Source organism: Amycolatopsis sp. ATCC 39116 (assembly GCF_000231075.2).
Classification (GTDB): Bacteria; Actinomycetota; Actinomycetes; order Mycobacteriales; family Pseudonocardiaceae; genus Amycolatopsis_E; species Amycolatopsis_E tucumanensis.
Genome location: NZ_AFWY03000013.1, coordinates 33,531 through 54,654, shown reverse-complemented (window position 1 = coordinate 54,654; position 21,124 = coordinate 33,531). Strand labels below are relative to the sequence as shown.

Below are 21,124 nucleotides of genomic sequence, written 5' to 3'. Positions count from 1 at the left end.
CCCGGTGCCCGTCGTCCCGCCCACCCTGGAAGAACTCGCCGAGCTCGCCGCCCGTCACGGCTTCCGCCTCGGCGAAGCCGACCGCAAGTCCTTCGCCGGTCTCGTGGAGGCCAACCTCGCCGCCCACGAGGCCGTCGAGCGCCTGTACACCCGCTCGGCGCCCAGCGCCCCGCACCGCGATTACGAGTGGCCGGAGGACAACCCGCTGGGCGCGTGGTACGTGCGCACCCGGATCGCGCCGACCGGCGACGGTCCGCTGAGCGGCCGCGAGGTCGTGATCAAGGACAACATCGCGGTCGCCGGGGTGCCGATGATGAACGGATCCCGCGCGGTGGAGGGGTTCGTGCCGCGGCGGGACGCGACCGTCGTGAGCCGCGTGCTCGCGGCGGGCGGCACGATCGTCGGCAAGGCGGTGTGCGAGGACCTGTGCTACTCCGGGTCCAGCTTCACCTCCGCCTCCGGTCCGGTGCGCAACCCGTGGGACCCCGCCCGGCACGCCGGCGGCTCGTCGTCCGGCAATGCGGCCCTGCTCGCCGCCGGCGAGGCCGATTTCGCGATCGGCGGCGACCAGGGCGGTTCGGTGCGGATGCCGGCGGCGTTCTGCGGCGTGGTCGGGCACAAGCCGACGCACGGCCTCGTGCCCTACACCGGCGCGTTCCCCATCGAAACCACGATCGACCACCTCGGCCCGATGACCCGCACGGTCCGGGACGCCGCGCTGCTGCTGAGCGTCCTCGCCGGTGACGACGGCTTCGACCCGCGCCAGTTCCGCACACCTGAGCCGCCGGACTACCTGGCCGCGGTCGAGCAGGACATCCGCGGCGTGCGGGTCGGCGTGCTCACCGAGGGGTTCGGCCTGCCGATGTCCGAACCGGGCGTCGACGACGCGGTCCGCGCCGCGGCCGACCGGCTCGCGGCGGCGGGCGCCGTGGTGTCCGAGGTCAGCGTGCCGTGGCACCGCGACGGGCTGGACGTGTGGACCGTGATCGGCACGGACGGCACGGCGCGCCAGATGATCGACGGCAACGGCTACGGCATGAACGTGCCCGGCCGGTACGACCCGGAGCTGATGGTGCACTTCGCGCAGGGGCGGCGCGTGCACGCCGACGACATGTCGGACACGCTCAAGACCATGATCCTCACCGGCGCGTACGCCGCGGAACGCTACGACATGCGCCACTACGCGATGGCGCGCGAGCTGGCGTGGGAGCTGCGCGCCGGCTACGACGCGGCGCTGACCGAGGTGGACGTGCTGGTGCTGCCGACGGTCCCGTACGTGGCGAAGCCGCTGCCCGGCCCGGACGCGACGCGCGAGGAGCGGATGATCAACGCGCTGGGGATGGTCGGCAACACGGCACCCTTCGACGCGAGCGGCCACCCGGCGATCTCGGTGCCCGCCGCGCCGGTGGACGGCTTGCCGACGGGCTTGATGATCGCGGGCCGCCGCTTCGACGACGCGATGTGCCTCCGGGTGGCGGCTGCTTATGAGCGGGAGGTGGGCGGTTTCCCGGTCGCCGCCCGGTAGGTCAGGAGCGCGGCGGCGCCCTGCTGCCGGACCGCGTGCAGCCGCAGATCCGCGGGCGCGGTGAACAGCCGCCGCCCGGTGCCGAGCGCCGTCGGGAACACCAGGAGCCGGTACTCGTCGACGAGGTTCTCGGCGGCGAGGGCGTGCACGACGCCGATGCTGCCGGTGACGATGAGGTCCCGGTCCGTCCCGCGCACCGCCGAGGCCAGGTCCCCGTCGAGCACGGACGAGTTCTGCCACGCGTCCGCGCTGGTCAGCGAGCGGGACACGACGAGCTTCGGGATGGCGTTCATCTTCGCCGAGAACTCGTCGGTCCGGCCCGGCCAGAGCTTCGCGAACAGCTCCCACGTGATGCGGCCCAGCAGCAGCACGCCGGTGTCGAGCAGCGCGCCGAGCCCGAACTTGTCGCCGGCCACCGCCTCCGGGCCGTGCCGGAACGCCCAGCAGCCGCCCGGTGTGCCGCCGGATCCGTCCGGGTCCTCGACGACGCCGTCCAGCGTGACGAACTCGATGACGATCAACGTGCCCATGCGCACTCCTCGGTTGTCCTCTGCTGGCCCCGGTGTGGCCCGGCGGAGGTACATACCGGTGGGTGCCGCCATACTCATCGCGATGGCCAGGGTGGATTTCGCAGCGCTGACCGAACCGCACCGGGCGGAGCTGCTGGCGTACTGCTACCGGATGCTCGGGTCGGTCCACGAGGCCGAGGACCTGGTGCAGGAGACCATGTTGCGGGCGTGGCAGGCCCGCGAGCGCTACGACGAGCGGCGGGCGTCGATCCGCACCTGGCTGTACCGCATCGCGACCAACGCGTGCCTGACCGCGCTGGCGGGCAAGGCGCGCCGGCCGCTCCCGTCCGGGCTGGGCGCGCCCAGCACCGACCCGGGGGAGCCGCTGCGGCCGGCCTTCGACGTGCCCTGGTTGCAGCCCTTCCCCGACGCCCGGCTCGGCGATCCGGCGGACCAGGCCGTGCGGCGGGACAGCATGCGGCTGGCGCTGGTCGCGGCCATGCAGACGCTGCCGCCGCGGCAGCGGGCCGTCTGGGTGCTGCGCGAGGTCCTGGCTTTCAGCGCCGCCGAGGTGGCCGGACTGCTGGACACGTCGGTCGCTTCGGTGAACAGCGCCCTGCAGCGGGCGCGGGCGGGGTTGTCCGTCGCGGCCCTCGAAGACGTCGCCCCGTCCGGCGACCCCGCTGCGCGCCGCACCGTGGAGGCCTACGTCCGAGCGTTCGAGGCGGCCGACGTGGACGCGCTGGTCGAGCTGCTCACCCACGATGCCGTGCTGGAGATGCCGCCGGTGCCGCTGTGGTACCGCGGCCGCGACGACTACGCGGCGTTCATCCGGCGGGTGTTCGCGATGCGCGGCGTGGGCTGGCGGATGGTCCCGACCGGGGCGAACGGCCAGCCGGCCGCGGCCGCCTACGCCCCGGATCCCGCGGGCGGGCACCGCCTGCACACACTGCAGGTGTTCACCGTCGCCGGCGAGCGGATCACCCGCACGGTCGTCTTCCAGGACCCGGCGGTGTTCGCGGCCTTCGATCTGCCCACCGCCGTCTAGGTGTGCTGTTCGGGGACGTTGGTGATGGGCTGACACGCTGAGGATGATCTTGATATGGGTGAGGACCTCCGGGTTCGGTGTGGATTGCGAGATCAACGCCGATTACCAGGAGGTCCTCGATGGTCCACCGTAACGCGCCATTGACGCCCACGGGCCGGCTGCGGTTGGCCCGGTGTGTCGTGGAGCAGGGGTGGTCGCTGCGTCGGGCGGCGGAACGGTTCCAGGTCTCCCACACCACCGTCGCCCGCTGGGTGGGCCGCTACCGGGAGCACGGCGCGGCGGGCATGGTCGATCGGTCCAGCCGCCCGCACCACAGCCCGGGCCGCACCTCGCCGGAAGTGGAAGCGCAGGTGGTGGCGCTGCGCACCGAGCACCGGATCGGGCCGCTGCGGATCGCCACCCGCGTCCCGGTGGCCGCTTCCACGGTGTACCAGATCCTGCGCCGTCACGGCCTGCCGCCGCTGGCCGCGTGTGATCGGGCCACCGGCGAGCCGATCCGCCGTTACGAACGCGACCGCCCGGGCGAGCTGGTCCACGTCGATGTCAAGAAGCTGGGCCGCATCCCCGACGGCGGTGGCCACAAGATGCTGGGCCGCCCCGCCAGTCGCGCGCATCAGGTACGCGCCCGCGGCGGCACCTACCTGTTCCTGCACACCGCGCTCGACGACCACTCCCGCCTGGCCTACACCGAAACCCTGCCCGACGAGAAAGCCGTCACCTGCGCCGGCTTCCTGCGCCGCGCGCACGCCTGGTTCGCCGAGCGCGGCATCAGCATCGAACGCGTCCTGACCGACAACGCCATGGCCTACCGCAAAACCACCTGGCAGCAGGTCTGCGCCGAACTCGGGATCCAACGCCGCTTCACCCGCCCCTGGCGCCCGCAAACCAACGGCAAGGTCGAACGCTTCCACCGCACCCTGCTCGAGGAATGGGCCTACCACCAGCCCTACACCTCAGAAACCCACCGCCAAACAGCGTTCCCCGACTGGCTGCACTGGTACAACTACCACCGACCCCACACCGGCATCGACGGCCACACCCCAGCCAGCCGCGGAACCAACCTCACCAAACAACACATCTAGGGCTTCTCCGAGCCCACCACCCACATCGCGAAGTACTGGGAGCCCCCGCCGTACGCGTGGCCCAGCGCGCGGCGCGCGCCGTCGACCTGGTAGTCGCCCGCCCGGCCCATCACCTGCTTCGCCGCCTCGGAGAACCGCAGCATCCCGGACGCCCCGATCGGGTTCGACGACAGCACGCCGCCCGACGGGTTCACCGGCAACCGCCCGGTCAGCGCGGTCTCCCCGGCCTCGGTCAGCTTCCACCCCTCGCCCTCGGGCATGAAACCGAGGTTCTCCAGCCACATCGGCTCGAACCAGGAGAACGGCACGTAGATCTCCGCCGCGTCTATTTCGGACAGAGGATCACTGATCCCGGCCTCGCGCCACAGCGCCGCGGCGGCCTCCCGGCCCGCCTGCGGGTTCACCTGGTCCCGGCCGGCGAACGTGGTCGGCTCGGTGCGCATCGCAGTCGCGTGCACCCACGCCGCGCCCTGCACCGCGTCGCCGGCGGCCTCGTCGCCGATCACCATCGCGCACGCGCCGTCCGACGACGGGCAGGTCTCGTCGTAGCGGATCGGGTCCCACAGCACCTGCGAGGCCCGCACCTTCTCCACCGTGATGTCCGGCTGCTTGAGGTGCGCGTACGGGTTCAGCGCCCCGTTCTGCCGGTCCTTCGCCGCGACGATCGCCCCGACGTGCTCGGGTGCGCCGGACCGCCGGATGTAGGAGCGCACGTGCGGCGCGAAGTACCCGCCCGCGCCCGCGCCGACCGGCATCGTGAACGGCGGCGCGATCGACAGCGCCCACATCGCGTTCGACTCGGACTGCTTCTCGAACGCCACCGTCAGCACCCGCCGGTGGATGCCGGACTGAACCAGGCTCGTCGCCACCAGCGCCGTCGACCCGCCCACCGAACCGGCGGTGTGCACGCGCAGCAACGGTTTCCCGGTCGCGCCGAGCGCGTCGGCCAGGAACAGCTCGGGCATCATCACGCCCTCGAACAGGTCCGGCGCCTTGCCGATGACCACCGCGTCGATGTCCGGCCACTCCACCTGCGCGTCGGCCATCGCGCGGTCGATCGCCTCCCGCAGCAGGCCGGGCATGGACACGTCGGTCCGCTTGGCCCGGTGGTGGGTCTGCCCGGTGCCGAGCACCGCGGCGAGCTGCTTCGCCATTCTCACGCCTCCAGGACCGCGACGAGGTTCTGCTGCAGGGCCGGGCCGCTGGTCGCGTGCGCGAGCACCTTCGAGGCCTGGCCGGTGAGGATCCGGGTGGCGGCCTCGCCGATGCGCGCCAGCCCGGCCGCGAACATCGGGTTGCCGGTGAGCACACCGCCCGAGGGGTTGACGCGGACGTCGTCGCCGAGCCCGAGCGCGGTCCGCAGGATCAGTTCCTGGTGGGTGAACGGCGCGTGCAGTTCGGCGACCTCCACGTCACCGGTGCCGACCGCCTGCCCGGCCGCTTCGGTGGACGGCGACCGCGTCAGGTCACGCGCGCCGAGCACGGGCGTGTCCACCCGGTGCTCGATGCCGGTGATGACCGCGGGCCGCTCGGCGAACTCGTGCGCCCGCTCGGCCGCGGCGAGGACGATCACCGCGGCGCCATCGGTCACCGGCGCGATGTCGTGCGCCCGCAACGGATCCGCGACGTAGGGCGCGTCCAGCAGGTCGGCGATCTCGCTGGCGCCGGAGAACTGGGCGTGCGGGTTGCGGGTGGCGTCGGCGCGGCTGCGCGCGGCCACCTCGGCCAGGTCCTTCTCGCTCCACAGGCCGGCGTCCAGCCCGAGCCGCGCCTGCAGGCCCGCGATGCTCACCGAGTCCGGCCACAGCGGCGCGACGGTGTACGGGTCGAGCTGCAGGGCCAGCACCCGGCGCAGCTGCCCGGCGGAGGACTTGCCGAAGCCGTAGACCAGCGCGGTGTCGACCTCGCCGGTGCGGATCTTCAGCCACGCCTCGTACAGCGCCCAGGCCGCGTCCATCTCCACGTGCGACTCGTGGATCGGCGGGAACGCGCCGATCGCGTCGATCGCGGAGATGAACGAGAACGCCCGGCCCGCCAGGTAGTCCGACGAGCCGGAGCACCAGAACCCGATGTCCGACTTGGACAGTCCGGTCTGCTCGTAGACCTGGGCGAAGATGGGCACGAGCATCTCCACGCCGTTCGTGGTGCCCGGTGTGGAGCGCACGTTCGGGGCCTGGGCGAACCCGACCACCGCGACGTCTCGCATGGCAGTTCCCCTCTACAGGTGGTGGGCGAAGGACTCGTAGGGCGCGTCCGGCTCGCCGGTCGGCTCGAAGTGGCTGATGTTCTCCAGGCTCGTCCACCACTCGTCACGTGGCTTCCAGTTCGCCTTGACCCGCATGCCCATCCGGACCTCGGACGCGTCGCAGCCGAGGACGAGGTGCAGGAACGCGATGTCGGCGCCGTCGAGCAGGATGTACGCCGCGACGTAGGGCGGCTTGATGCGCTGGCCGAGGAACGGCACGTTGACGATGCAGAACGTGGTGACGATCCCGGTGTCCGGCAGCTCCACTTCGTCCACTGTGGGCACCCCGTCGGTCGGGCAGGCGCCGCGTGGCGGGATGTAGACCTTCTCGCACTTCGGGCAGCGCTGGCCGATGAGCTTGCCCTCGGCGAGGCCGCGCAGGTAACGGCTCTCCTCCGGCGACGCCGAGTGCTGGTAGTGCAGCTCGATCGGCGTGACCATCACACCGTCCTGTTCGGACTTCGGCGGTGGCGCGGGGGAGGGGCCGTCGCCGGCGCCGACGGGCAGGAAGTAGGCGATGTCGCGGATGTGGCCGGCGGGTTCGTCGGCCCAGCGCACGCGCACCCGCATGCCGGTGCGCATGTCGGCGGGGCTGTTCACGTGCACGGCGTGCAGCATCGCGGTGTCGGCGCCGTCCAGCCGGACCAGCGCCCAGGCGAACGGCGTGGTCAGCGGCTGTCCCGCCAGTGGTTCGGGGATCCAGGACCAGCTCAGCACGGTGCCCTCGTCGGACACCGGCACGAACTCGGTGAGCGCCGCGGCGGTGACCGGGTCGTACTCCACCGGCGGCACGTGCACGCGGCCGTCCGAGCCGCGCACGCCCTCGATGCGGCGCTCGCGCAGTCCGGCGGCGAACCGGCCGAGCACGGGCCCGAGGGAGCGGGTGTAGTCGAAGGCGAGATCCAGCGGCGCGGACAGCGGTGTACTCACGAATCGAAGTGAAACACGTTCTCGATCTGACGGCAAGACGCTCTGCCGGAAGGTTGCGCGGTAAGTGGAACAAGTTCTAGATTCGGGTGCATGACCACTGCACTGGAGACGATCGGCCTGTGGAACATCGCGGCCGGGCAGCCGGACCGGACGGCGATCGTGAACCCCGACGGCAGCGAGGTCGGTTACGGCGCGCTCGCCGACAAGGCCAACGCCTACGCGCGCGGCCTGCGCGAGCTGGGCCTGGAGACCGGCGACGTCGTGGTGGTGCTGCAGCCCAACAGCGACGAGCTGCTGGCCGCGTACTTCGCCGCGCTGCAGACCGGGCTGTACGTGGTGATGGTCAACTGGCACTTGGTCGGACCCGAGGTGGCCTACATCCTGTCCGATTCGGGGGCGAAGGCGTTCCTCGCGCACGAGCGGTTCGCCGACGTGGCGATCGCCGCGGCGGACGAAGCCGGGGTGCCCGCTTCCGGCCGGTTCGCCGTGGGGCGCATCGAGGGGTTCCGCGACGTGGCCGAGCTGGGCGCCGGGGGGAGCGGGCGCCCGGAGGGGCGGACGGCGGGGTCGCCGATGCTCTACACCTCCGGCACGACGGGACGGCCCAAGGGTGTGCGGCGGCCGCTGAGCGGGGCTGATCCGGACAGCGTGCCGGCGGCGTCCACGTGGTTCTTCGGGATCTTCGGGCTGAAGCCGTTCGACGACCACGTCCACCTGTGCGGTTCGCCGCTCTACCACACGGCGGTGCTGAACTTCGCGTCGATCTCGATCCAGCTGGGGCACACGGTCGTGCTGATGGACCGGTGGGACCCGGAGGAGATGCTGCGGCTGATCGAGCGGTACCGCGTCACGCACAGCCACATGGTGCCCACGCAGTTCCGGCGCCTGCTCGCGCTGCCGGAGGAGGTGCGGTCGCGGTACGACCTGTCGTCGCTGCGGAACATGATCCACGGCGCGGCGCCGTGCCCGCCCGAGGTGAAGCGGCGGATGCTGGAGTGGTGGGGCCCGGTGGTGACCGACTACTACGCCGCGACCGAGGGCGGCGGGACGATGATCACCGGCGAGGAGTGGCTGCGCAAACCCGGCTCGGTGGGGCTGCCGTGGCCGGGTTCGGTGATCAAGATCCTGGACGACGACGGCAACGAGCTGCCCGCGGGCCAGCCCGGCACGGTGTACATGCGGATGGGCTCGTCGACGTTCGAGTACCACAAGGACGCCGAGAAGACACGCAAGGCGCGGGTCGGGAACCTGTTCACCCTCGGCGACGTGGGTTACCTGGACGAGGACGGCTACCTGTTCCTGCACGACCGCAAGAACGACATGATCATCTCGGGCGGGGTGAACATCTACCCGGCCGAGATCGAGAACGAACTGGTGATGCACCCGAAGGTCGCGGACGTGGCGGTGTTCGGCATCCCGCACGAGGACTGGGGTGAGGAGATCAAGGCAGTGGTCCAGCCGGCGCCGGGAGTTCAGCCGGGGCCCGAGCTGGCGGAGGAGCTGCTGGACTGGGTGCGCGGCCGGCTGGCGAAGTTCAAGTGGCCGCGGAGTGTGGACTTCGCCGAGGAGCTGCCGCGGGATCCCAACGGGAAGCTGTACAAGCGCAAGCTGCGGGATCCTTATTGGACGGACCGGAAGATCTGACCCTCCTGCGGCCCGCGCGGGTGGGCGGGCCGTAGCGGGCGGGCGGGCCGTAGCGGGCGGGCCGTAGCGGGCGGGCCGTAGCGGGCGGCTGGCCGGGCACGGCTCGGCTCGGTGTTCCGGAAATGGGCGCGCCCCGTGGGCTGCCCGCACCCTGCGGGCAGCCGCGCGCTGCGTGCTGTCAGCGCCCTGGGGGCTCCCCGCGCCCTGCGGACTGCCAGCGCCCCGCGGACTGCCAGTGCCCCGCGGGGCGCGGTTCCGTGCGCGTGGCTCCCCGCCGACCTACCCCCAGCGTGGGGTTGATCGGGTGCTCAGGCTGGGCACGATGCGGTTGCCCGCTGAGGCTGGGCGTGATGCGGGCGCCCGCTGAGGCTGGGCGTGATGCTGGCACCCGCTGAGGCTGGGCGTGATGCGGGCGCCCGCTGAGGCTGGGCGTGATGCTGGCACCCGCTGAGGCTGGGCGTGATGCGAGCGCCCGCTCAGGCTGGGCACGATGCGGCGCCCGTTCAGGCTGGGCGTGATGCTGGCACCCGCTGAGGCTGGGCGTGATGCGAGCGCCCGCTCACGCTGGGCGTGATGGGCACCCGCTCAGGCTGGGCGTGGCCGCAGGTCCCGCTGGCTGCGTTCGTCCGTCACCACCTCGCCGGAGCGTGCGAAGCGCACCGACGCCCACCACGAACCGTCGGCGCGCGGGTGCTTCTCCCAGGTCAGCGTTCCCGGCACCCACTGCCCGGAGTCCCGCACGAGACAGGGCTTCCCGGGCGGATTCGCCTTTCCGCGCACCCGTAGCCACCGTTCGGTGCAGCAGTGCCGGCAGGGCTGGAGCTTCTCCGGGCCCAGGTCCGCCAGCGGACCGGCACCACGTCACCGGTCTCGCCGCCTCTGCGGCGCACGTGCTCCTGCCCCTTGCGCATCCACTCGCACCGGTCGTCGTTGTGGTACGCCGACCCGCCCGTGGTGCGCCAGCCGCGTGGTAGCACCCCCGTTGGCGGCGGCTTGCGGTACGCGCACTGCCCCGCCGGCGGGATCGCCGTCCATCGCGCCAAGTTAGCGGCCACCACCGACAGTTTCAGCGGCCCTCGAACCGGGGCGTGCGCTTCTCCGTGAACGCGCGCGGCCCCTCCTTCGCGTCGGCGGACTGGAAGACCTTCAGCCCGTACTGCGCCTCGATCTTGAAGGCCTCCTCCTCGGGCATCCCCTCGGTGTCGCGGATCGTGCGCAGGATCGCCTGCACCGCGAGCGGCCCGTTGGCGGCGATCATGTCCGCCAGTTCCAGCGCCCGCTCCAGCGCGGTCCCGTCCGGCACCACGCTGCCGATCAGCCCGATCTCCTTCGCCTCCGCGGCGGTCAGGTGCCGCCCGGTCAGCAGGATCTCCGCCGCCAGCGTGTACGGGATCTGCCGCGGCAGCCGCACCGCCGAGCCGCCCATCGGGAACAGTCCCCACCGCGCCTCGGACACGCCGAACCGTGCGCTCTCCCCGGCCACGCGGATGTCCGTGGCCTGCAGGATCTCCGTGCCGCCCGCGATCGCCGGGCCCTCCACGGCCGCGATCAGCGGTTTCGTCAGCCGTCGCCCCTTCAACAGGCCCTCGATGCGGCCCGGGTCGAACGTGCCCTTCTCGTAGGAGTCGGCGGGGGAGTTGCGGTTCATCGACTTCAGATCCGCGCCGGCGCAGAACGCGCCGCCCGCGCCGGTGAGCACACAGCACCGGATCTCCGGATCGTTGTCCACCCGGTCCCAGGCCTCGACCAGGATCGCCATCATCTCGCCGCTGATCGCGTTGCGGACCTCCGGCCGGTTCATCGTCACCACGAGCGTGTGCGCGCGTTGTTCAACCAGAGCGTGCGGCTGCGTCATGAGTACCTCTCCATCCGGCGCCATTGCCCAAAACGATAACATGTTCTACTTTGGCTGGGTGGCATACAACATCGCGGATCTGCTCGAGCACGCCGTCGACGCCGTGCCGGATCGCCCCGCGGTCATCTGCGGACAGCGGCACGTCACCTACGCACAGCTGGAGGACAGGGCCAACCGGCTGGCGCACCACCTCGCCGCGCAGGGGGTCGGTCCCGGCTCCCACATCGGCGTCTATTCCCGCAACTCCGTGGAGACGATCGAGGCGATGTTCGCCGCGTACAAGTTGCGCGCCATCGCGGTCAACGTCAACTACCGCTACGTCGAAGCCGAGCTCGAATACCTCTTCGACAACGCCGACCTGGTCGCGCTCGTGCACGAGCGCAAGTACGCGGACAAGGTCGCCGCGGTCCTCCCGAAGACCCCGAAACTGAAACACGTACTAGTGGTCGAGGACGGCAGCGACGCGGACTTCTCCGGCTACGGGGGCGCCGAGTACGAGCCGGCCCTCGCCGCGCAGTCGCCGGACCGCGACTTCGGCGAGCGCAGCCCGGACGACATCTACATCGTCTACACCGGCGGCACCACCGGGTACCCGAAGGGCGTCATGTGGCGCCACGAAGACGTGTGGCGGGCGCTCGGCGGCGGCATCGACTTCGTCACCGGCGAGTACGTCCCGGACGAGTGGACGATGGCCGAGCGGGGCAAGCAGGGCGCGATGGTCCGGCTGCCCGCCGCGCCGCTCATCCACGGCGCCGCCCAGTGGGCCGCCTTCGGTGCGATGTTCGGCGGCGGCACCGTCGTGTTCGTGCCGCAGTTCGACCCGCACGAGATCTGGCGCGAGATCGAGAAGCACAAGGTGCACGTCCTGACGATCGTCGGCGACGCGATGGCCCGCCCGCTGCTCGACGCCTACCGCGAGGGCGGTTACGACGCCTCGTCGCTCGTCGCCGTGTCCAGCCACGCCGCGCTGTTCTCCCAGCCGGTCAAGCAGGAGTACCTCGACGCCTTCCCGAACCTGGTGCTCACCGACGCGATCGGCTCGTCGGAGAGCGGCTTCACCGGCATCGGCATGGTCGCCAAGGGCGCCGACCACTCAGCGGGCCCGCGGGTGAACTTCGGCAAGGACGCCATCCTCATCGACGACGACAACCGCCTGGTCCCGCGCGCGGCCGGCGCGACCGGGCGGATCGCCCGACGCGGGCACGTGCCGCTGGGCTACTACAAGGACCCGGCCAAGTCCGAGACGATCTTCGTCGAGGTCGAGGGCAACCGCTACGTCGTGCCCGGCGACTGGGCCCGCTACGAGGAGGACGGCACCGTCACCCTCCTCGGCCGCGGTTCGCAGTGCGTCAACACCGGCGGGGAGAAGGTGTTCCCGGAAGAGGTCGAAAGCGCGCTGAAGTCCCACCCGGACGTGTTCGACGCGATCGTCGTCGGTGTGCCGGACGAGCGGCTCGGCCAGCGGGTCGGGGCGATCCTCCAGGCCCGGCCCGGTGTCACGCCCGACCTCGGCGCGATCGAGGCGCACGTCCGGACGCAGGTCGCCGGCTACAAGGTGCCGCGCAGCGTGTGGCTGGTCGAGAAGATCGGGCGGCTCCCGACCGGCAAACCGGACTACCAGTGGGCCGCCCGGCACGCGGCGGACCACCAGCCGACCGAGATCCAGAAGGCCTGAGGAGACACTTGATGCGCACCGCGCTGTGCGAGACGTTCGGCATCCGGTACCCGATCATCGGGTTCACCCCGTCGGAGCACGTGGCCGCCGCGATCAGCAAGGCGGGCGGCCTCGGCGTGCTCGGCTGCGTGCGGTTCAACGACGCCGGTGAACTCGACCGGGTGCTGGACTGGATGGACGCCAACACCGACGGCAAGCCCTACGGGGTCGACATCGTCATGCCCGCGAAGGTGCCCGCCGAGGGCGCGGCGGTGGACCTCGAAAAGCTCATCCCCGAGGAGCACCGCGCGTTCGTCGAGCGGACGCTGCGCGAGCTGGGCGTGCCGGAGCTGCCGGAGGACACCGAGGAACGCGCCGGCGTGCTCGGCTGGCTGCACTCGGTGGCCCGCTCGCACGTCGAGGTCGCGCTGAAACACCCGATCAAGCTGATCGCCAACGCGCTCGGCTCACCCCCGGTCGACGTCATCAACCAGGCGCACGAGCACGGCGTGCCGGTCGCGGCGCTCGCCGGCAAGGCCGAGCACGCGGTGCGGCACGTCGACAACGGCGTGGACTTCGTGGTGGCGCAGGGGTACGAAGCGGGCGGGCACACCGGCGAGATCGCGTCGATGGTGCTGCTGCCGGAGATCGTCGACGCGGTGGGCGACCGCGCGCCGGTGCTCGCGGCGGGCGGGATCGGGTCGGGCAGGCAGGTCGCGGCGGCGCTGGCGCTGGGCGCGTCCGGCGCGTGGACCGGCTCGATCTGGCTCGCGACGGAGGAGTACCTGCAGACGATGCCCGAGTCGACCGCGATGCAGAGCGCGCTGGTCGGGGCGACGTCGTCGGACACCGTGCGGACGCGCATCTACACCGGCAAACCGGCGCGGTTGCTGAAGACGCGCTGGACGGAGGCCTGGTCGTCCGCGGACGCGCCCGATCCGCTGCCGATGCCGCTGCAGAACCTGCTGGTGAGCAAGGCGCACAACCGCATCCACGCGGCGAACGACCCGACGGTCGTGTCGATGCCGGCAGGCCAGATCATCGGCCGGATCGACCGGGTGCGCCCGGTGGCCGAGATCGTGGCCGACCTGGTCAGCGGTTACGAGGAGGCCCTGTCCCGCCTGGACAAGACGAGGTAGGCGAGCGCGCCGAGGGCAAGCACCACGACACCGCTGATCACCGACGACAGCGGCAGGCTGAACGCGAGCACCACGCAGCCGGCGAGCCCCACCACGGGCACCACGCGGCGGGTGCCGAGCGTCCACGCGCTCGCGTTCGCGATGGCGTAGTAGGTCAGCACCGCGAACGACGAGAACCCGATCGCGCCACGCAGGTCGGTCACCAGCACCAGGGCGGCGACCACGACGCCGACCGCCACCTCCGCGCGGTGCGGCACGGCGAACCGCGGGTGCACGGCGGCCAGCGGAGCGGGCAGGTGGCCGTCGCGGGCCATCGCGAACGTCGTCCGGGACACGCCCAGCACCAGTGCGAGCAGCGAGCCCAGCGCGGCCAGCGCGGCGCCGGCCCGGACCACCGGAGTGAGCGCCGACCACGACGTGCCCGCGACCGCGGCGGCGATCGGGTCCGAAGTGGACGCCAGACCGTCCGGACCCAGTTGCAGCAGCAGGAAAACGGCGACGACCGCGTACACGACGAGCGTGATCCCCAGTGCGATCGGGATCGCTCGGGGGATGGTGCGCTCCGGGTCGCGGACCTCCTCGCCGAGGGTGGCGATTCGCGCGTACCCGGCGAAGGCGAAGAACAGCAGCCCGGCCGACTGCAGGACGCCGCCGGCACCCGAGCCGGGGAACGGCGTCAGGTGCGCGGCCGCCGGGTTCCCCGCGACGACGATGGCGGCCACCGACCCGGCGAGGACCACGAGCGTGATCGTGACGATGACCTTGGTGAGCGTCACCGACCGCTGGACGCCGCGGTAGTTGAGGGCGGTCAACGCGAGCACGGCGGCCGCCGCGACGAACGACTGCGCGAGGCGGCTCGCGCCGGGCGCGGTGTAGGAGGCGACGGTCAGCGCCATCGCCGCGCAGCTCGCGGTCTTGCCGACGACGAACCCCCACCCGGCGAGGTAGCCCCAGAACTCGCCGAGCCGTTCCCGGCCGTAGACGTAGGTGCCGCCGGATTCGGGGTACCGGGCGGCGAGGCGGGCGGAGCAGGTGGCGTTGCAGTAGGCGACCACGGCGGCCAGCGCGAGGCCGATCAGCAGCCCGGCGCCCGCGGCACGGGCGGCAGGCGCGAAGGCCGCGAAGACCCCCGCCCCGATCATCGACCCCAGGCCGATCACGACCGCGTCCCCGGTACCGAGCCGCCGCACGAGTCCTGTCACGGGGAGACCGTATCCGGTCGCTTCGCCACGGTGATGATCCGTTACGGGATGTTCGGCGCCCGTTCGCCCGCGGACCGGCGGCTCGCCGAGGGCATGCAGGTGGTTGGTTCGGGCTGGGGGGCGCATCGGCTGGGGATTCTGGGCGGCCCTCGCTGCCCGGGCCGGCCGAGGTGTCCAGTGGTGCGCGCTCATCCGCGGGCGGCCGGCGTGCACGTTCCCGGCTCACGCCGGCTCAGGCCGCCGCCGAGGCAAGCGCGTGTCCACGATCCGCGGGCCGTCCCAAGCCAACCCCCTCAGCCAAGAGCGTCCAGTTTCCGCTCCAGCACCGCGCGCTCCCGCTCGTTCCCGCACAGCTCGACAGCCCGCCTCAGCTCCGTCCGCGCCTCCGCCACGCGGCCGAGCCGCACGAGCAACTCGCCCCGCACGGTCGGCAGCAGGTGCGACTTGTCGAGCGCCCCGGCGGCCGCCAGGGAGTCCACGATCGGCAGCGCCGCCTCCGGGCCCTGCGCCATCGACACCGCCACCGCCCGGTTCAGCTCGACCACGGGCGACGGCGCGAGCCCGCCGAGCGCCTCGTACAGCAGCACCACCCGGTCCCAGTTCGTCTCCGCCACCGACGGCGCGACGGCGTGGCACTCGGCGATCGCGGCCTGCAGGCCGTACGCGCCCAGCCCCCGCCCGGCCGCCTCCGCCCGCGCCAGCGCCGCCCGTCCCCGCCGGATCGCCGACCGGTCCCACCGCCGCCGGTCCTGGTCCTCCAGCAGCACCGGCTCCCCGTCCGGCCCGGTGCGCGCCGGGAACCGCGCGGCGGTCAGCTCCAGCAACGCCAGCAGCCCGTGCACCTCCGGCTCGTCCGGCATCAGGCGCGACAGCACGCGGGCGAGGCGCTGGGCCTCGCCCGCGAGGTCGAACCTGATCAGGTCGCCACCGGAGCTGGCCGACGACCCCTCGGTGAAGATCACGTAGATCACGTTCAGCACCGACCCGAGCCGCGCGGCCCGCTCCTCCGGCGAGGGCACCTCGAACGGCACCCCCGCCGCGCCGAGCGTCTTCTTCGCCCGCGTGATCCGCGCCTGCACGGTCGCGGTCGGCACGAGGAACGCCCGCGCGATCTCGTCGCTGGTCAGACCGCCGACCACCCGCAGCGTCAGCGCCACCCGCGCCTCCCGCGACAGCACCGGGTGGCACGAGATGAACATCAGCGCGAGCACGTCGTCGTCGATCTGGTCCGGGTCCCACTCGATCTCCCCGCCGTCCTCGCGCATCTCGTTGGCGAGGACGGCGTACCGGTCGTCGAGCGCGGAGCGCCGGCGGAACGCGTCCACGGCCCGGCGCCTGCCCACCGTGAGCAGCCACCCCGCCGGGTTGCGGGGCACCCCCTCACGCGGCCAGGTCACCAGCGCCTCCGCCAGCGCCTCCTGGGCGAGGTCCTCGGCCAGCGCGAAATCGCCGGTGTAGCGCGCGAGCGCACCGACGATCCGCGCCGACTCGATGCGCCAGACGGCGGCGATCGCTTCCCGTTCGGTCATCTCAGAGCTGGCCGGTCGCCTCGCGCCACGCCCGCTCCTTCTGGATCCACTCGTTGTCCTGCGGGAACTCGTCGATCGTGGTGACCCGCCGGATTTCGGTCTTGAAGCCCTTGCCCTTGATCGGGGACCGCTTGGCCCACTCGACCGCCTCCTCCTTGGAGGCCACGTTGAGGATGTAGAAGCCGCCGAACAGCTCCTTCGTCTCGCCGTACGGGCCGTCGGTGACCACGGGCGGCTCCGAGGAGTAGTCCACCACCACGCCGTCGTTCGCGTCGTCCAGCCCTTCGGCGGCGACCAGCACACCGGCCCGGATCAGCTCCTGGTTGTACCGCCCGGTCATCTCGATCATCTGGTCGAAGTCGAAGTCGGCCAGGTTCGCGAACGCCTCGTCGGTGGCCCGCCAGATCAGCATGAACTTCATGGTGTTTCTCCCTCGGTGTCCGGGTCCTTCTGGACCCTCTCACCCCATGGGTCGAACGGGGGGCGTTTCGATCGACACGGCCCCGGAATTTTTTTGTGCAACCCGCCGGCGGGCCCGTTCCGTCCTGGAGGCATGAGGTGGAAAGCAACGATGTGCGGGCTGGGCCTCGTCCTGCTGGCGGCCACGGCCTGCGGCGAGCAGACCCCTACCGTCGGAAGCGGTTCCGGTGACGCGACCAGCAGCGAAGCCGCTCCCACCGCCCCGACCATCCCGGCCACCGACCTGCCCCCGGTGATGCCGGGCGGGCCGCGTCAGATGCAGCCACCGGCGGACACCGCCCAGGTGCCTGCCACCCGCGTCGACTCCTCGGCGCTGCCCTCGGACTTCCCGCGCGAGGTGTTCGTCAGCGCCGACGGCAAGCAGTTGTTCATCCGCGCCGAGGAAGGCGGGTGCGGGCGCGCCGCGGCCGAGGTGACCGCCCAGGACGCCCGGCAGGTCGTGGTCAACCTGGTCGAGAACAAGAGCAACCTGGCCGGCCAGATGTGCACCATGGACATCCGCTACCCGGTGGTGTCGGCGACCCTGTCCGAACCCCTGAACGAGCGGACTGTCGTGCTGACGAGCGCCAAACGAGGTTACTGACCGGTAGTATCCCGGGTCATGAGGAAACGCCAGGTCTCCGCCACGCGGATCGTCGCGGCTCCGCCGGAGAAGATCTTCGAGCTGCTCGCGGACCCGTCGAAGCACCCGCTGATCGACGGCTCCGGCACGGTCCTCGCGGCCCAGAGCGGCGGGCCGGAGCGCCTGACGCTCGGCTCCCGCTTCGGCATGGACATGAAGATGGGCGCGAACTACAAGATCCTCAACACGGTCGTCGAGTTCGACGAGAACCGGCTGATCGCCTGGCGGCACTTCAACGGGCACCGCTGGCGGTGGCAGCTCAAGCCGCTCGAGGACGGCTCGACCGAGGTCACCGAGACCTTCGACTGGTCAACCGCGCGGATCCCGCTCCTGATCGACCTGAGCTTCTTCCCGCGCAAGAACAAGCAGGCCATCGACAAGACCCTCGACCGGCTGGTCAAGCTGTTCCAGGCGTGAAAAAACGGGCGCCACCCGCGTGGGTGGCGCCCGTTCGAGTCAGTCGCTCAGGAGCGGAAGCTGATCTGCAGCACCGGCTCCGACGTCTCGGCGAAGAAGTCGTTGCCCTTGTCGTCGATGACGATGAACGCCGGGAAGTCCTCGACCTCGATCTTCCACACGGCTTCCATGCCCAGCTCCGGGTACTCCAGAACCTCGACCTTCTTGATGCAGTCCTGCGCCAGCCGCGCCGCGGGGCCGCCGATCGAGCCGAGGTAGAACCCGCCGTGCTCCTTGCAGGACGCGGTCACCTGCTTGGACCGGTTCCCCTTGGCGAGCATGACCATCGAGCCGCCCGCGGCCTGGAACTGGGCGACGTAGGAGTCCATCCGGCCCGCGGTGGTCGGCCCGAAGGATCCGGAGGCGTAGCCGTCCGGGGTCTTCGCCGGGCCCGCGTAGTAGACCGGGTGGTCCCGCAGGTACTGCGGCATCTCCTCGCCGGCCTCCAGCCGCTCCGCGATCTTCGCGTGCGCGATGTCGCGGGCCACCACCAGCGGGCCGGTCAGCGACAGCCGGGTCTTCACCGGCAGCGACGACAGCTGCGCGCGGATCTCATCCATCGGGCGGTTCAGGTCGACCTGCACCACCTCGTCGGACAGGTCGTCGGTGGTGACGTCCGGCAGGAAGCGGGCCGGGTCGCGCTCGAGCTGCTCGATGAAGATGCCGTCCGCGGTGATCTTCGCCTTCGCCTGGCGGTCGGCCGAGCAGGACACCGCGATGCCGACCGGGCAGGACGCGCCGTGCCGCGGCAGCCGGATGACGCGCACGTCGTGGCAGAAGTACTTGCCGCCGAACTGGGCGCCGATGCCGAACTGGCGGGTCATCTCCAGGACCTGCTGCTCCAGGTCGGTGTCCCGGAACCCGTGGCCGAGCGGGGAACCCTCGCGCGGCAGGTTGTCCAGGTAGCGGGCCGAGGCGAGCTTGGCGACCTTGAGGTTGTACTCGGCTGACATGCCGCCCACCACGATCGCCAGGTGGTAGGGCGGGCAGGCCGCGGTGCCGAGGCTGCGCAGCTTCTCGTCCAGGAACTTCGCCAGCCGCTTCGGGTTCAGGACGGCCTTGGTCTCCTGGTAGAGGAACGTCTTGTTGGCCGAGCCGCCGCCCTTGGCCATGAACAGGAACTCGTAGCTGGGGTCGCCGGTTCCGTCTTTGTGGTAGAGCTCGATCTGCGCGGGCAGGTTGGTCCCGGTGTTCTTCTCGTCCCAGAACGTCACCGGCGCCATCTGCGAGTAGCGCAGGTTGAGCTCCTGGTAGGCGTCGAAGATCCCGCGGGCCAGCGCCTGCTCGTCGTTGCCGCCGGTGAGCACGCCCTGGCTGCGCTTGCCGATGACGATCGCGGTGCCGGTGTCCTGGCACATCGGCAGCACCCCGCCGGCCGAGATGGCCGCGTTCCGCAGCAGGTCCATCGCCACGAAGCGGTCGTTGCCGCTGGCCTCGGGGTCGTCGACGATCGCGCGCAGCTGCGCCAGGTGCGACGAGCGCAGCAGGTGCTGGATGTCGGTGATCGCGGTCCGGGCGAGCTTGGTCAGCGCTTCGGGGTCGACTTCCAGGAACTTCCGTCCGGCGGCCTCGACTACCCGGACGCCCTCGGCCGTCACGAGCCGGTACTCGGTCTCGTGGTCCGGACCCAGCGGCAGCACGTCGGTGTACTGGAAGGTGGTGGTGGTCACTCGGGCTCCCTCGCAGGCAATTCGGGCCCTTGACGTTACCGCTTGCGCGTGCTTGCCCACGTAGAGGTGTGGCGCGCACCTCGCCGGAGATCGCGTGGCGCGAACCACCCCGGAAAAGTCGGAAGGCCGGGCCCACCCCGACGGACCCGACCTTCCGGGGAAAGCGGCCGGGAGCACAGGGCACCCGCCGCGAAGTCCACCGTCCGTAGGACGTGAAGAACTCACCAAACGTTGCTTCCACGGTGACGTGACCTACGTCATACGTCAACACTGCCGATCGGGTTGTCGTGGAACGCGAACAGGGCCACCCCGCGTAGGCGGAGTGGCCCTGCCGGTTGCCCTGGACGGGTCAGCTGGCGTAGGCGCGCAGGCGCTCGGCCCGCTCGCCCTGGCGCAGCTTCGACATGACCTCGCGCTCGATCTGGCGGACCCGCTCGCGGGACAGCCCGAAGTGCTTGCCGATCTGGTCGAGGGTGCGCGGCTGGCCGTCGTCGAGGCCGTAGCGCATCCGGATGACCTGCTGCTCCCGCTCGTCGAGGGTGGCCAGGACCCGGCGCAGGTCGTCCTGCAGCAGGCCCGAGATGACCGCGCTCTCGGCGTCGGTGGCCTCGGAGTCCTCGATGAAGTCGCCCAGCGGGGCGTCCTCGTCGGTGCCGACCGGCATGTCGAGGCTCACCGGGTCGCGGGCGTGGTCGAGCAGGTCGGCGACCTTCTCGACGGCGATGCCGGACTCGGCGGCCAGCTCCTCGTTGGTGGCCTCACGGCCGAGCTGCTGGTGCAGGTCGCGCTTGATGCGGGCCAGCTTGTTGACCTGCTCGACGAGGTGCACGGGCAGCCGGATGGTGCGGCCCTGGTCGGCCATGCCGCGGGTGATGGCCTGGCGGATCCACCACGTCGCGTAGGTCGAGAACTTGAACCCCTTGGAGTAGTCGAACTTCTCCACCGCGCGGATCAGACCCAGGTTCCCCTCCTGGATCAGGTCGAGCAGCGGCATCCCCCGCCCCGTGTAGCGCTTGGCCAGCGACACGACCAGCCGGAGGTTGGCCTCCAGCAGGTGGTTCTTGGCCTTGTGGCCGTCACGCACGAGCGCCTCGAGCTCCTTGCGGCGCTGCGGGCTCAGCTTCGGCGCGGTGTCGAGCATGTGCTGCGCGAACACCCCCGCCTCGATGCGCTTGGCGAGCTCGACCTCGTCGGCGGCGGACAGCAGCGCGGTCTTGCCGATCCCGTTGAGGTAGACCCGCACGAGGTCCGCGGCCGGGCCCTGTGCGTCGAGATCCGCGTCGAGGTTCGGCGAAGGGCGTACGCTGGACTCGACGGGCTCGGTTTCGGGCTCGGGGACCTCACGAGTCGGGCGCTCGAGAGTCTGTACTGACATGTTCTGCCTCCCCGGTCACGGGCGGACACGTTCGGTGCGTCACACCGGCTGTTGCGCCGCGTGGGTGGATCCTGTGGAGTGCTCCACCCCCGCGGTGTCCAGCTCGTCGGCTGGACAATGGTTCCAACGCCGGCCGTTGCCAAAACGTTCCCGCCTTCT

At 71.5% G+C, this 21,124-nt stretch carries 19 protein-coding genes; 8 read left to right on the top strand and 11 right to left on the bottom strand.

Going from position 1 to position 21,124, the window contains the following annotated elements; all coding sequences use genetic code 11:
• Window positions 1-4: 4 nt before the first annotated feature.
• Window positions 5-1,525, top strand: a complete 1,521-nt coding sequence (locus tag AMY39116_RS0316635) for an amidase (RefSeq protein WP_020418761.1) — start codon at window positions 5-7, stop codon at window positions 1,523-1,525.
• Here AMY39116_RS0316635 and AMY39116_RS0316630 read toward each other — a convergent pair.
• Entirely contained in the window at window positions 1,483-2,055 is a 573-nt protein-coding gene (locus AMY39116_RS0316630) for a dihydrofolate reductase family protein (protein ID WP_020418760.1), read from the bottom strand. The genes AMY39116_RS0316635 and AMY39116_RS0316630 overlap by 43 nt on opposite strands.
• Window positions 2,056-2,137: 82 nt before the next feature.
• Here AMY39116_RS0316630 and AMY39116_RS0316625 point away from each other — a divergent pair, with 82 nt between their 5' ends.
• Together AMY39116_RS0316625 and AMY39116_RS0316620 are read left to right on the top strand one after the other, a co-directional pair.
• Window positions 2,138-3,082, top strand: coding sequence for a sigma-70 family RNA polymerase sigma factor (locus AMY39116_RS0316625; RefSeq protein WP_027935983.1), 945 nt, complete (start codon window positions 2,138-2,140; stop codon window positions 3,080-3,082).
• Window positions 3,083-3,201: 119 nt separating this feature from the next.
• Window positions 3,202-4,164 (top strand): IS481 family transposase, encoded by a 963-nt coding sequence (locus AMY39116_RS0316620; protein ID WP_027935982.1) that lies wholly within the window; start codon window positions 3,202-3,204, stop codon window positions 4,162-4,164.
• On the opposite strand, the gene AMY39116_RS0316615 is transcribed toward AMY39116_RS0316620, so the two are convergent.
• Genes AMY39116_RS0316615 through AMY39116_RS0316605 form a run of 3 tightly spaced genes read right to left on the bottom strand, consistent with a single transcriptional unit; the run spans window position 4,161 to window position 7,339 of the window.
• Window positions 4,161-5,318, bottom strand: a complete 1,158-nt coding sequence (locus AMY39116_RS0316615; protein WP_020418757.1) for a thiolase domain-containing protein — start codon at window positions 5,316-5,318, stop codon at window positions 4,161-4,163. The two genes, AMY39116_RS0316620 and AMY39116_RS0316615, sit on opposite strands and share 4 nt — an antisense overlap.
• Before the next feature lie 2 nt (window positions 5,319-5,320).
• Window positions 5,321-6,370, bottom strand: coding sequence for a thiolase domain-containing protein (locus AMY39116_RS0316610; RefSeq protein WP_020418756.1), 1,050 nt, complete (start codon window positions 6,368-6,370; stop codon window positions 5,321-5,323).
• A 12-nt stretch (window positions 6,371-6,382) separates the two neighbouring features.
• Window positions 6,383-7,339 carry a Zn-ribbon domain-containing OB-fold protein gene (locus tag AMY39116_RS0316605; RefSeq protein WP_020418755.1) on the bottom strand — a complete coding sequence of 319 codons (957 nt, stop codon included), beginning with the start codon at window positions 7,337-7,339 and terminating at the stop codon, window positions 6,383-6,385.
• Between the two features lie 90 nt (window positions 7,340-7,429).
• Here AMY39116_RS0316605 and AMY39116_RS0316600 point away from each other — a divergent pair, with 90 nt between their 5' ends.
• On the top strand, window positions 7,430-8,983 hold the full coding sequence (locus AMY39116_RS0316600) for an acyl-CoA synthetase (protein WP_020418754.1): 1,554 nt from the start codon (window positions 7,430-7,432) through the stop codon (window positions 8,981-8,983).
• Between the two features lie 585 nt (window positions 8,984-9,568).
• On the opposite strand, the gene AMY39116_RS46140 is transcribed toward AMY39116_RS0316600, so the two are convergent.
• The gene (locus AMY39116_RS46140; RefSeq protein WP_157358578.1) at window positions 9,569-9,763 is read right to left on the bottom strand and encodes a hypothetical protein; all 195 of its coding nucleotides are present in this window, start codon (window positions 9,761-9,763) and stop codon (window positions 9,569-9,571) included.
• A 286-nt stretch (window positions 9,764-10,049) separates the two neighbouring features.
• Window positions 10,050-10,838 carry a crotonase/enoyl-CoA hydratase family protein gene (locus AMY39116_RS0316590; protein ID WP_020418752.1) on the bottom strand — a complete coding sequence of 263 codons (789 nt, stop codon included), beginning with the start codon at window positions 10,836-10,838 and terminating at the stop codon, window positions 10,050-10,052.
• 58 nt (window positions 10,839-10,896) lie between these two features.
• On the opposite strand from AMY39116_RS0316590, the gene AMY39116_RS0316585 reads away from it, so the two are divergent.
• Both AMY39116_RS0316585 and AMY39116_RS0316580 read left to right on the top strand, forming a co-directional pair.
• Window positions 10,897-12,513, top strand: a complete 1,617-nt coding sequence (locus AMY39116_RS0316585) for an acyl-CoA synthetase (protein WP_193354362.1) — start codon at window positions 10,897-10,899, stop codon at window positions 12,511-12,513.
• 11 nt (window positions 12,514-12,524) lie between these two features.
• Window positions 12,525-13,631 carry a nitronate monooxygenase family protein gene (locus tag AMY39116_RS0316580; protein ID WP_020418750.1) on the top strand — a complete coding sequence of 369 codons (1,107 nt, stop codon included), beginning with the start codon at window positions 12,525-12,527 and terminating at the stop codon, window positions 13,629-13,631.
• Here the strand turns inward: AMY39116_RS0316580 and AMY39116_RS0316575 are convergent.
• The 3 genes from AMY39116_RS0316575 to AMY39116_RS0316565 form a co-directional block, all read right to left on the bottom strand.
• Window positions 13,592-14,773, bottom strand: a complete 1,182-nt coding sequence (locus AMY39116_RS0316575; RefSeq protein ID WP_235716152.1) for an APC family permease — start codon at window positions 14,771-14,773, stop codon at window positions 13,592-13,594. The two genes, AMY39116_RS0316580 and AMY39116_RS0316575, sit on opposite strands and share 40 nt — an antisense overlap.
• Window positions 14,774-15,126: 353 nt before the next feature.
• Complete coding sequence (locus AMY39116_RS0316570; RefSeq protein WP_020418748.1) at window positions 15,127-16,362, bottom strand: RNA polymerase sigma factor; 1,236 nt, start codon at window positions 16,360-16,362, stop codon at window positions 15,127-15,129.
• Between the two features lies 1 nt (window position 16,363).
• Window positions 16,364-16,783, bottom strand: coding sequence for a YciI family protein (locus AMY39116_RS0316565; RefSeq protein ID WP_020418747.1), 420 nt, complete (start codon window positions 16,781-16,783; stop codon window positions 16,364-16,366).
• A gap of 132 nt (window positions 16,784-16,915) precedes the next feature.
• Here AMY39116_RS0316565 and AMY39116_RS0316560 point away from each other — a divergent pair, with 132 nt between their 5' ends.
• Both AMY39116_RS0316560 and AMY39116_RS0316555 read left to right on the top strand, forming a co-directional pair.
• Window positions 16,916-17,425 (top strand): hypothetical protein, encoded by a 510-nt coding sequence (locus AMY39116_RS0316560; RefSeq protein WP_235716149.1) that lies wholly within the window; start codon window positions 16,916-16,918, stop codon window positions 17,423-17,425.
• A gap of 18 nt (window positions 17,426-17,443) precedes the next feature.
• The gene (locus AMY39116_RS0316555) at window positions 17,444-17,881 is read left to right on the top strand and encodes an SRPBCC family protein (protein ID WP_020418745.1); all 438 of its coding nucleotides are present in this window, start codon (window positions 17,444-17,446) and stop codon (window positions 17,879-17,881) included.
• A gap of 47 nt (window positions 17,882-17,928) precedes the next feature.
• Here AMY39116_RS0316555 and AMY39116_RS0316550 read toward each other — a convergent pair whose 3' ends face one another.
• Window positions 17,929-19,590 carry a fumarate hydratase gene (locus AMY39116_RS0316550; protein WP_020418744.1) on the bottom strand — a complete coding sequence of 554 codons (1,662 nt, stop codon included), beginning with the start codon at window positions 19,588-19,590 and terminating at the stop codon, window positions 17,929-17,931.
• 349 nt (window positions 19,591-19,939) lie between these two features.
• Window positions 19,940-20,965 carry a sigma-70 family RNA polymerase sigma factor gene (locus tag AMY39116_RS0316545; protein ID WP_026153319.1) on the bottom strand — a complete coding sequence of 342 codons (1,026 nt, stop codon included), beginning with the start codon at window positions 20,963-20,965 and terminating at the stop codon, window positions 19,940-19,942.
• Window positions 20,966-21,124: the final 159 nt, after the last annotated feature.